We start from the raw sequence: 11,068 nt of genomic DNA, 5'->3' as shown, positions 1-11,068 counted from the left end.
GAAATTTGGGGTTCGTTTTTGGTATCGAATGATGGTAAACTAGACATAGCACAAGCCTTTCGTTTGATATTGATGATGTTGTAGTTGAATTATATCAAGCGAACAAAGGCCTTGTGCTTTTTTATTGGCTAAACTATTGAATTTTCAAGGTACAAGCCCACTTTTGTAAGTGGGAAGTTTAAGTTATTACATTATGGCAAAACTGGTTAACCTACGATAATCACTAAGATCAACTTCCTTCTAAAAAATATTTGGTTAAAGCATACACTTAAATTATAATTTTTTCATCGTAATCCTCACAAAGAGGAACTGCTTATATATTTACACTTTAAATCAGTTTCCCATGGCAATCAAACTCAAGCCAGCTAAGCAATTGTCCTAAACCCGCAAAAATAATACATTTTTTGCACATCTTTGCTTGCATTGATGTGCTTTTATATGTTATAGTTTGAGCATGATATCATACTCAACAAAAGGGAGGTCATCATGTACTACAATTGCCTGGTTAATATCCCTAAGAACACTGGTAAAATTTCCAGAAATAAGCGCGGGAAGACTACTTACATCGAATACACTTATGCTAGAGAGTATCTTCCCGAGAAGAAATACAACGTCGCCAGAAGAACGACCATTGGAAAAGCTGACCCAGATCATCCAGGAATGATGTTCCCAAACCCTAACTTTGAAAAATTCTTCCCAGATATCGAGATTCCCGCCGAAGGAACGGCGGCTGAGCCAGTCAACGAATCCAGAAGCAGCTGTATCCGCATTGGGGCCTTCTCTGTAGTCAGAAGAATCATCGAAGACTACAAGCTGGCTGAACACTTGAAGCGCTGGGATGACCGGGGAAAAGGGCTGCTTCTTGATCTCGCCGCTTACTCAGTCATCGCGGAAAGCAACGCAGCACAGCACTTCCCGGATTATGCCTACAATCATCCGCTGATGACCCCGCAGAACAAAATCTACAGCGACTCTACAATTTCACGATTTATCCGCGAAATTGACGACAATGACAGGGTTGATTTCTTGAACAGCTGGAACGCCACCCACGACAAGAACGAGAAAATCTACGTCTCCTATGACTCCACCAACAAGAACTGCAAGGCTGGCGATATCGAGATGGCGGAATATGGTCACCCTAAGAATGACGTTGGAGCGCCAATCATCAACTACTCGATTGCCTACGATATGACCAATGAGAAACCTCTGCTTTATGAGAGCTACCCAGGCAGTATCGTCGATGTCTCGCAGCTGAAATACATGCTGGAAAAGATTCGCGGCTATGGCTATAAGAAGATCGGCTTTATCCTCGATCGCGGATATTTCAGTAAGGCCAACATCCAGTTCATGGATTCGTGCGACTACGACTTCGTGATGATGGTTAAAGGCAGAGCCTCCTTTGTTCACGGCTTGATCATGGAACATCGGGGCGAATTCGAAGCCAAGAGAGCCTGCTCAATCAAGGCTTATCGAACATATGGCATGACGGTTAAAGCCAAGCTGTACGCGGATGACGATACTGACCGCTGCTTCCACATCTACTGCAAAGCCAAGAAGCAGGCCAGCGAGCGTGCCAGACTGGAAGCTGATCTGGATCGGATGGAAGCAGAGATGGACAAGATAAAGGGCAGAGAGTACAAGCTTCCAAAGCGATACGAGCACTACTTCAAGCTCACCTACCACAAAGACAAGTTTTATGGCTACGAAGAACGTGAAGATGTCATTGAACGAGATGCGGCTATTTTGCCATTGTAACTTCCGAAAAGATGACAACTTCTGAAGCCTTGAATCTTTACAAGAGCCGCGATATCTCAGAGAAGCTGTTTGGCAGTGATAAGACCTTCCTTGGCAATCGCTCATTCAGAGTCGCAAGCAGCCAGGCAGCCGAAGCCAAGATCTTCATTCAGTTCATCGCACTGATAATCAGAGCACGAATCTACACGCTTTTAAGAAAGCGCAAAGCTGAAATGCCGGGCAAGCCCAACTATCTATGCGTACCCGCTGCACTTAAGGAACTTGAAAAGATTGAGCTGATACGCCAACCGAATGGCAACTATAAGCTCGATCACGCAGTCACCGCTATCCAGAAGGTAATCCTAGGCGCGTTTGGACTGGATGAGGAATGGATCAAGACACAGGCAAGACTGATTGGAAAAGACATCCAGAACGCCGCAATGCCAGAAGAACAGAAAGACGATGATGAAGATGCCGAGAACGAAGAATATTAAGAAAATTGAAGCCGAGATCTCCCAAACAGAAGAACAGCTCCGGCGCCTTAAAGAGCGCTGCGACAAAGTATCACAGAAGCTGGACTCCCTCTATGAGCTCAAGAAGCGCCTAGAGCAGGAGGAATTACTAAAAGCTATTGATAAAAGTACCAGAACTAAAGCTGAGATCCTTGCATTTCTAGAAAGTCATGCATAAAACAAAAATGGCTGGCGGAAAAACTGTCAGCTGTTTTGCTTGAGTTGTAAAATTTTAGGAAATTAGCAGTTATACAAGAAATATAAGAAACGGTGAAAAGCTTTATGTCAATTATTAGCATAATATTAATTTTTATTTCATTAGGCAGTTTAGCCATTCCAAAAGTAAGAATACACTCACACTTACGACTAATTTTTTTAGTATCATTTGCTTTGGGGCTAACACTATTAGTAATATCTATTACCACATTTCTTAATATGTAAATAATTCTAGTTATTGCATTACTTCAAAAGGCAAACTTTTTTAAAGATATCTTTTCACATACACCTAAAAATCTAAACTATGTTTGGATCCATCTTAATGCAAATTAATAAAAACTTCTTTTAAATAAAATACAAATAAATAAAATACAAATAAATACAACAAAAAACAGGCTCTAAAGCCTGTTAAATCTCCATATTTAGTATCCTTAAAATTCATTCAAACACACTCTAAACACATGAATTCTTTCTGTGTGCTTGAATTGTGTCAATTTCAAAAAATCCTTATCATTTCAAAAAATTTCGTATTAGTTCAAAGTAACAAAAAGCCTTTCAAATCAAGCTTCATTAAACTTCTTTGAAAGACTTAAACATATTTCTAATGCTGACTAGAGGATTCGAACCTCCGACCCCTTCATTACTAGTGAAGTGCTCTGCCAACTGAGCTAAGTCAGCAACTCATGTGCCTTAACACATTTATTAATTTAACCACTTTTTCACCGGAAGCGCAAGCCCTTTTGGCAAAAAAGTTGCAAAAATCGCGGCCGTTAATTGACTTAACTGGACCTGAGCGCTAGCATTTAAGTATAGTTAGATCGTGTTTATTGAAAATCTGTTAAATAGTTAGGCAACTTTAAATTGCACTAACTGAAGGGATAACTAAAAAGATATGAAATCGAAACTATTTCAAGCCAGCGCGAGCCGCCTGCTTCTCTGCTTCGCGGTTCTGCTGTCTTTTTACGACATGGCTGGCGGCTGGGGGACGCCGCTAATAATTCCTCCAAATGAGTGGCCATTGGGCATCGCCCTTTTCGCGTGCGCGTTTCTGGCCTTCGTGGGCCTGTGGGCCGGACCTTGGATCAACCCTTGGCTGACGGTTCCCGTGGCCCTTTTCATTCTAGCCGTGGCTATTTTTTATCCAAATCCCACTTTTGATCCTCTGGACCGGCTTAATTTTGCCCTGCTGGCCAGCGGCTTGGTCTACCTGACCTTCACTGACCGCGTTGACGCCACCATCTTTTACTGGCTGAGCTGGGTCGTTCTGGCCATCTGCATCGCCGACGTGGCCGTCTACCTGATCGTTCCCTGAAAATATTAACGTCTTAATTTTTTTGCAAACAAAAGGCTGCATTAACTCGCTCTCTGTAATGTGAGATAATGCAGCCTTTTTCTCATGCAAAAGCGCTTAGGCAGTCAAGGCAAGCTCGCGGTCAAACAGGGCTCGCTCTTTTGCAGGCAGGTTGTGCGCAATCAGGACCACCGTCCGCTTGGACTTAAGCAGCTCATGCAGGATCGCCTGGCTGGCCGCTTGGTCAATCGCGCTGGTCCCTTCATCGATCAAAAGCAACTGGCTGCTGTGTACTTCCGCGCGCGCCAAAACCACCTTCTGCTTCTGACCGCCAGACAGGTTGTCCCCCGCCAGGTCAACCGGCGTTTCCAGCCCTTGGGGCCAGCCGCTGGCCGCCTCAGTCAGCTGAACGTCAGCGGCGCTGGCCTTAGCCGCGGACGCGAGTGCCGGGTCAAACATGGTAATGTTGTTCATGACGCTGGCTGGCAACAGGATGGCCTGCTGGGGCAAATAGCCAATTTTTGACCGGTCAGGGGTGATCTTTTTTCCATCTTGGTCAAAAAAGTTGATCTGGCCGCTGCTGGCCACGACTTCCCCCATCAGCAGCTTGAACAAGGTTGATTTGCCGCTGCCGTTAGCCCCAGTCAAGAGTACTTTTTCACCCGGCTTGATCTTGATGTCCGGATACTTGATTTCATATCCATTGGCAAAAGTCAGCCGCAGGTCCTTGGTTGCAAAAGCTGCTGGCGCTTCACCCGGCTGTTCTTGCCGGACCAGCGGAGCCCGCAAGGCGAGGATTTTTTCCCGCAAGCCGCGGCTGGCAACCAGCTGCCCGCGGTAATTGGCGATATTCATCAAAGAGCCAAACAGATACAGGCTGAAGTCGTTGACCGAAGCGATCAGGCCAAATTCCAGCTGCCCCCGCGCGACCAGATAAGCCGTCAGCAGGAAGATCAGCATGTTGCCCAATGAATAGATGGCTTGATTGAGGTAATCCAGCTCCTGGTCGGCTTTCTGCTCCTTCACGTAGGCCGCCTCCAGTTCCCGGGCATCAACGTGGACGATTTTCAAGAATTCCTCGCCAACCGCGTAGCGGCGCAGGGTGTCCAGGCCGCTGAGCCAGTCAGCCAAGGTCTGCAGGTAGCGGCGGTTGCTGGCAGAAATTCGGTCAGTCGCCCTTTGCAGGGGGCCGTCAAGCACGCGGGGCAGGTACATCTGCAAGACGCTTACGACCAAGACCAGCAAGAGCAGACTCCAGCGAAAAGCAGCCAAAGAACAGCCTACCAGGCCCAGCAATACGGCTGAGTGCACGATGCTGCCGATGGAATCGGCATATTGCTCTTTCAGCATTTCCAGGTCATTGGTCAATTCGCTTTGCAGATTCTCCTTAGTCCCAGCCGGTTCAGCATAGGCATGGGCCAGAACCTCCTGGCGGATCTGGTGAAAATACTTTTCCAAATGCAATTCCCAAAAATAGTCCGCCGCTTGGTCCAGCAGACTGCCAAGCAGCAGCAAGAGCAGCTGCAGGCCCGTAAACAGCAGAAACTGCTGCAGATGCCGGCCTTTTATCGCGCTAAACTCCCAGGTCAAGGCAAAAGCTGCCCACGTCGTCAGCAGGGCTGTCAAGGCCCGGGCCGCCAGCAACGCCACAAAGCGTCCAGGATTAAGCCGAAACAAATCCTTAATTCGCAAAATCTTCCCCTTCTTTCAGACTGATCACTTGATCGAATTGCCGCCGCTCGTCCGCGGTCAAATTGTGACCGACAAACAGCAAAGTCTGCGGCCGCTTCAGCAGGAGCGGCAGAATTTTTTGCCGGCTGTCGTGGTCCAGAGCACTCAGCGGCTCATCCATTAAGGACACCTTCTTCGCGTACAGCAGACTGCGGGCTAAGAAGATCTTCTGCTTCTGCCCGCCGGATAAGTCCGCCTGCCGCGGGCTGACTTCACGTTCGAGGTCAGCTGCCTTGGGGAAGTCCCGCTCCAGGCCAACTTCTTTCAGGACTTCCGCCAATTCGCCCTGCTTTTTGGAATCATACATGGTGAGATTGTCAGCAATCGTTCCCGGGAAAATCCAGCCCGCTTGCGGCAAATATTCAAACGACCGGGCCGGATTAGGGATTTCCTTTCCCTGTGAATTCAAAAAGGTCAGGCTGCCTTGGCTGGGCTTGACCTGGCCCAAGAGCAGCTTCAACAGACTGCTCTTGCCGCAGCCGCTTGGGCCGGCAATCAAGACCTTCTCCCCGGCTTTGATGGTAAAATCAGGGTATTTAAGCACCTGGCCGCCAAAGTTCAGTTCCAAGCCCCGGCCGATAATCGTCTGGGCCTCTTCGGTCCGCGTGCTTGGCTGGACTTTCAGTTTTCCCAGCATGGCTTCGTTCAGTTTGGTCGTTGATTTTGCTGAAATATAGGCTGAAAAGGCTTCTTGCAAGGAACTGAAGACGCCATTGGCCAAGTAGCCGGCGGCAATAATCGCCCCAAAGGCCACCTGACCTTTGAAGTACAGCAGACCCGCGAGAAATGGCACTCCAACGATTCCCAAGTCGTCAACGACCTCTTGCGCGAATCCCGCAACTGACAGGCAGGCTTGACGCTTGACGCGGGCGTCTTCCAATTGCTGGCTGTCCTGGCCCAGCTTCTGGCAGAGGATCTTTTTCAAAGAGAAGCGCCGCAGCTCTTCAATCGCTGACAGCCACTGCTCCAAGGCCTGCAGGTACTTTTGATTGCAGAGGGCCGCGGCTTCCGTCGCCGTGCTGCTTTTTTCTTCAAACAGCTTTGGCACGAAAAGCGCCACCAGGGCGATCACCCAGGCACAAAGCACCAGTTGCCAATTAAAGGAAAGAATTGCCACGCTGACGAAAAACGCGTACAGCACGTTATTGACGAAATAGAAGATGCTTTGCCAATAATCTTGGTTGATCACTTGCAAATTATTGACCAAGTCGTTCTGCACGTCTGCCGGCTTCCACTGCTCATCGCCTTCATAGCAGCCCCGCAGCATTTTTTGCCGGTAACTATCAATCGCTTCTTGACTCTGCTGGCTGAACAAATAGCTGTTGACCGCCAAAAGCAGGTTGCCGGATAAATCCAGCGCCAGTTTCAGCAGGGCCAGCCGCAAAAGCCAAGCGAAATTTCCACCAATCAAGCTGTTCAGCTGCGGACTGATCAAATACAGACTGTAGGCCGACATCGCTTGAAACACAACGCTGATTGCCGCCAAAGCGAACGCTCGCGGCCGATTAGCTTTCAGCCATAGTTTTAACACCTTACTCCTCCTTGCCGCGTGTAGCTACGTTAACTTTTAAAATAGTCCATCCATCAAAGTCAATTTGAATGGCATCTTTTGGAATTCTAATTCCAGTTAGAAACATGATTGCATAGTAACTAGACATGCCCGCTGCCATTGCTGTTACAGACGATATCGCTGCCATCGGAAAACTATTGTCAATTATGCAATCTTTTGTAATTTGCTCTTTTCCTAAAAATTCACTGTAATCTCTTGTCACCCCTGGAATTTTAGGATACACATTTGCCGCCGTTGAAGCATAGCTACTAAAAATCACAGCTTTTTTAGTCTTTTTAGAGACTTCATCAAACCAACCATCTAATTCTGGTGGTTGATCCATTGAATTAACAATTAGATCAGTTTCCATATCAATATTTGCTTCAATATCTGCCGGTCCGGTAATCTTGCAATTTACCGTCTCTACATTGATAGTACTGTCTATCTTTTTTAGGTACTCAGAACAAGCTACGATTTTAGGCTTATTTATATCGTCTTCAACATATGCTGTCTGACGAGTAAGATTGGATTCCTCTACAATATCAAAATCGATCAACTTAATATTTTTTACCCCTGCTCTAACCAGATACTCCGCTACAGCAGATCCAATCCCACCAACTCCAAACACGGCTACTTTTGATCTCTGCAATTTTTCTTGATATTTATTCGGATCAATGTTGTCAGATGTATCCATCCATTCAAAGAAACTGATATTTCTAGAATATTTCGGTTTATCACTATATGAATTAGTAGTGATCAATCCTAAGGACTTAAATTTATCAATACAATCTGACAGCTTTTGATCTGAGACCTTCAAATCTTTTCTGGGTATTTCTCCATTTAAATACTTAATAATCATTACACTTGACTCAGAGTACGGTATCTTTCTTATCAAGCCCTTATTTCCGATACCGAATATGATTTGATCTCCACTGATCAAAGGCTGCAAAGTTCTTTTAATATGCAAATCCATATTCTCTACCCCCAATATATAAAAAGGCGTCAAACACAATTCGTGCTTGACGCCAGTAATCAGACTATTTTGTACCACAACCCTTACGCCAGCCAATTCTGTCATCATTATTAAGTTCGAAGTGCATTTCGTCTCATCTCTTCTCTGTTTAATCAGATGTATTAATGTTTACGCTGTTTATATTAGTCGGGTCAAATGAGAAAGTCAATATTTTTTAATAAGAAATTAATTTAAAAACAGTAGATATTTTTTAGTTGTTTTTCGACTTTTTCTAAGAATCGCCTTGGGCTTCTAACGCTGACAAACAAAAATCCCACTTTCGTGGGATTTTTGTTTGCGCGAATGCCATTTTCCGCCAGCTATTTAAACAGGTGGTAAAAAAGATCGCCAATTTCAAAACTATTAACGTCATGTCCCGTGCAAAAGATGCTCACGTTGCTTGCCGGCGTGATCTGCCCGCGGTATTTTTGCTCACGCGCCAAATGCCGGGCTCTTCTTTCAACCATTTTTTCGAAATCCAAAATAACGTTGCTCATGCTTCTGCCTCCTTGCCTGTCAAACCAGCAGCCAGCTGAACTCATCGCCTTGCCGCAAATCCTTTAGCAAGGTCAACAATCCAGCACTCCCAGTTGAAAAATCCAAGCTCAGCTTGTAGCCATATTTGCCAGGTGCCAAAATTTCATCGTCATTGGCAACCAAATACTGGTTGAGCGCGGCTAAAGCGTAATCCAGCATGGCTGTGTCACCGTCATCAGCTAAGGCCTTGGCTAGCGGCAATACGCCGCTATAGCCTGAGATCAGCGTTTCCATGTAGGTACAATAGGTCATGCATGACTTTTTCAATTTATCAAACAAAAGCTGATCTTTCTGCCTAAAAGCCGGGTCCTCCCTCATGAATTTGTGCATCAGCAAAGCCAAGCCAAAAGTCCCATTTTCCAAATATGGAATCAGTCTCTCAAAGCCGCGCGATTGATCGGTAATGGCTAACTCGTCTGTCCCCTTAGCGTGCTCGCGCAAGATCCGCAACAGGATTTCTTCAGCTGCTTCCTTTTGACCTAACCGCCAAAAGAGATAGCTGACGCCTCCCCAGCCCGTCAACAGGCCGACATCCTCATCCGCGAACTTGTTAAAGTCGACCTGCCGCCAACGGGCAAGCAAGTTTTCCGCGATTTTCCCGCTTAGGTCTGGATCGTCTTTTAGCAAAGACAAGGCGATCCCACTTAAGCCCGTAGCCAGTGAATTATCAGCTGACGCTAAGTCGACTTTTTGATAAAGGAGCTGCCGCAGCTGCTTGGCCAAATCCGGGAAATCCCGCTTTTCAAGAACGCCCGCCAAGCCACTGATGCCATTGAACAGGCCTAGTGCCTTGGTCGCTTGGGCAAGCTCAAGTATCTCTGCCTGCTGACTTGCCACCCAATTCCTCAGGTCCGCGTTTTGATCAATCGCCCATAAAATACCCGCGGCTCCGTGTTCCAAATTTAATTGGACAAACGGATCAGTATTTTCATCAAGCAAATTTGGCACCAAGGCCAGCCGGTCAAAATGCAAATGCCGCAGAATGCCCCGGCTTAAGCCCGACGCGAAATCGGCCACGGTCTGCTGGCTTAACTCTTTTGCTGGAATGGCCAGGGGCTTTTTCAGGAAAATTGGCGCTGACGACCGCGTGGTGTTGGCAATTTCCCGCAAAAAAGTGACCGTATCTTGGCCAAAGTAGGCCGCGATCCATTTCTCATGCTTGGAAATTATGCCTGGAGCCAAATCAGCCACTGGAATGATCGGCAAGAAAAGATAGTAGGCAATCCTCATCAAGGCAAAATCGTCAGCCTCGGCGAACGTCCTGGCAGCCGGATTGACAAAGCCGACCGTTGTCAATCCGGGAGTGTACTTTTCACTGGCTCCACCGGCATTTTCAAGGTCAATCAACCGGACGGTGTCCTCTTGCGTAACCAGAATATTGCTCAAAGACAAGTCGCCAATCCCGATTCCGCGAGCATGAACCTGGGCGATGATTTTCTTCAGCTGCTGTAAAATCTTGATTGCTCGGGCCTTGTACCGGTTCCGCTTCCCAATGTCTGCAAGAACAAACGGAAAATCAGCCGCCAGCAGCTCTTCCAAGCTCTGTCCGTCAATAAATTCCTCTACCAAAAAATGGTGCCGCCATGAGGTGAAATCCCCCAGGCAGGTCACCACGCCCGGCAGGTCAGCCAGCTGGCGCAAGATTTTGGCTTCATTTTCAACTCTGGCAAAGCCATCCCTGAGCTTGGCATCCAAGCCTGCCTGCTGGCGTCCCTCTTTCAGAACTACCTTCTTTCCTTCATGCAAGGCCAAGTACACCCCACCCGCGTTGCTGAAGTGCAGGGCTTCTTGGATTTGGTACTTCTTTAACGGGACGAAAGCGGCTTGTTTTGGAAAAGTATTTCGCGCGAAAATTGGCAGATCCGCGACAAAATCCGGCTGCTGATAATAGGGCAGGCGCTGGTCTTCCAGCTTGTTTCCCGCGGGATCATAGATTGCCGGCACCTGCTCGCCGGCAGCAGTAGTCATGTACACCGGCTTAAAGCCGCCATAGCGAAAATAGACATTGCTTTCCTGCCAATTCTGATCACTCAAAATATAAGGCCCTAAAGCAAAAGCAGCCGTCAGCTGCCGCAGCTTGGGCAGCAGGCCAGCAAACTCGGCCTCGTCGCGCGGATAAATCGTGATAAACTTGCCGCTTTCACCGCGGTCGGCATACTTGGAATTGGCCATAATCAACCGCTCTAGGCTGGCTTGGAACTTGAAAGAAATTCCTTGCTCAATCAATCGCGGCGCTACAGCATCCAGCATCCCCTGGGCCTGCTTGACCGTGGCGCTTAGGTGGATCTTCCACCCCTGCACCGGCAACTTATCAGGCTCATACAGGACGTAATGCCAATTGGCGGTCTTTTTATCAAGCCAGCGCCCGTCAGGCTTCTTTTTCAAAACAAACAGGTGCTCTTGTTCCCGCTTTTGGCAGGTATAGAACAAACTGTCCAGGTTTCGGGCGGCGGCCAAATACTTTACTTGCTCTTCCAGCATCGCGC

General features: G+C 47.3%; 9 protein-coding genes and 1 tRNA gene. 4 read left to right on the top strand and 6 right to left on the bottom strand.

All coding sequences use genetic code 11. From position 1 onward, the window contains the following. Positions 1-486 precede the first annotated feature (486 nt). From FYJ62_RS06765 to FYJ62_RS06760, 3 genes are read left to right on the top strand one after another with little or no spacing between them, the layout of a single operon-like run. Positions 487-1,755, top strand: coding sequence for an IS1634 family transposase (locus FYJ62_RS06765; RefSeq protein ID WP_229771856.1), 1,269 nt, complete (start codon positions 487-489; stop codon positions 1,753-1,755). An 11-nt stretch (positions 1,756-1,766) separates the two neighbouring features. Continuing rightward, a complete protein-coding gene (locus FYJ62_RS10805) occupies positions 1,767-2,228 on the top strand; it encodes a hypothetical protein (protein ID WP_229771855.1) in 462 nt (153 codons plus the stop codon). Beyond that, positions 2,197-2,424, top strand: a complete 228-nt coding sequence (locus FYJ62_RS06760) for a hypothetical protein (protein WP_229771854.1) — start codon at positions 2,197-2,199, stop codon at positions 2,422-2,424. The genes FYJ62_RS10805 and FYJ62_RS06760 overlap by 32 nt, the downstream gene beginning before the upstream one ends. 643 nt (positions 2,425-3,067) lie before the next feature. Here the strand turns inward: FYJ62_RS06760 and FYJ62_RS06755 are convergent. After that, positions 3,068-3,140 (bottom strand) — tRNA-Thr (locus tag FYJ62_RS06755). Positions 3,141-3,354: 214 nt separating this feature from the next. Between FYJ62_RS06755 and FYJ62_RS06750 the strand changes: the two genes are divergently transcribed. Next, positions 3,355-3,774: a hypothetical protein gene (locus FYJ62_RS06750; protein WP_154548948.1), complete on the top strand. Its 420-nt coding sequence runs from the start codon at positions 3,355-3,357 to the stop codon at positions 3,772-3,774. A 96-nt stretch (positions 3,775-3,870) separates the two neighbouring features. On the opposite strand, the gene FYJ62_RS06745 is transcribed toward FYJ62_RS06750, so the two are convergent. The 5 genes from FYJ62_RS06745 to lanKC all read right to left on the bottom strand — a co-directional run bounded on the left by FYJ62_RS06745 (position 3,871) and on the right by lanKC (position 11,063). Beyond that, the gene (locus FYJ62_RS06745) at positions 3,871-5,445 is read right to left on the bottom strand and encodes an ATP-binding cassette domain-containing protein (RefSeq protein ID WP_154548947.1); all 1,575 of its coding nucleotides are present in this window, start codon (positions 5,443-5,445) and stop codon (positions 3,871-3,873) included. Beyond that, positions 5,435-7,015 carry an ATP-binding cassette domain-containing protein gene (locus tag FYJ62_RS06740; protein ID WP_154548946.1) on the bottom strand — a complete coding sequence of 527 codons (1,581 nt, stop codon included), beginning with the start codon at positions 7,013-7,015 and terminating at the stop codon, positions 5,435-5,437. Before FYJ62_RS06740 ends, FYJ62_RS06745 begins: the two co-directional genes overlap by 11 nt. A gap of 1 nt (position 7,016) precedes the next feature. Next, positions 7,017-8,114: a ThiF family adenylyltransferase gene (locus tag FYJ62_RS06735; RefSeq protein ID WP_154548945.1), complete on the bottom strand. Its 1,098-nt coding sequence runs from the start codon at positions 8,112-8,114 to the stop codon at positions 7,017-7,019. Between the two features lie 251 nt (positions 8,115-8,365). Then, complete coding sequence (locus tag FYJ62_RS10640; protein ID WP_195837410.1) at positions 8,366-8,542, bottom strand: hypothetical protein; 177 nt, start codon at positions 8,540-8,542, stop codon at positions 8,366-8,368. Between the two features lie 19 nt (positions 8,543-8,561). After that, positions 8,562-11,063 (bottom strand): class III lanthionine synthetase LanKC, encoded by a 2,502-nt coding sequence (lanKC, locus tag FYJ62_RS06730; protein WP_154548944.1) that lies wholly within the window; start codon positions 11,061-11,063, stop codon positions 8,562-8,564. Positions 11,064-11,068 lie beyond the last annotated feature (5 nt).

This window comes from Lactobacillus porci, from assembly GCF_009695985.1.
In the GTDB taxonomy this organism is placed as follows: Bacteria; Bacillota; Bacilli; order Lactobacillales; family Lactobacillaceae; genus Lactobacillus; species Lactobacillus absianus.
The sequence above is the reverse complement of the archived record's forward strand: the minus strand, read 5'-3'. Positions and strand labels throughout refer to the sequence as shown.

Coding starts and splice junctions, on each gene's coding strand:
- FYJ62_RS06765 (WP_229771856.1), top strand. CDS start 487: ATGTACTACAATTGCCTGGTTAATATCCCTAAGAACACTGGTAAAATT.
- FYJ62_RS10805 (WP_229771855.1), top strand. CDS start 1,767: ATGACAACTTCTGAAGCCTTGAATCTTTACAAGAGCCGCGATATCTCA.
- FYJ62_RS06760 (WP_229771854.1), top strand. CDS start 2,197: ATGATGAAGATGCCGAGAACGAAGAATATTAAGAAAATTGAAGCCGAG.
- FYJ62_RS06750 (WP_154548948.1), top strand. CDS start 3,355: ATGAAATCGAAACTATTTCAAGCCAGCGCGAGCCGCCTGCTTCTCTGC.
- FYJ62_RS06735 (WP_154548945.1), bottom strand. CDS start 8,114: ATGATGACAGAATTGGCTGGCGTAAGGGTTGTGGTACAAAATAGTCTG.
- FYJ62_RS10640 (WP_195837410.1), bottom strand. CDS start 8,542: ATGAGCAACGTTATTTTGGATTTCGAAAAAATGGTTGAAAGAAGAGCC.
- lanKC (WP_154548944.1), bottom strand. CDS start 11,063: ATGCTGGAAGAGCAAGTAAAGTATTTGGCCGCCGCCCGAAACCTGGAC.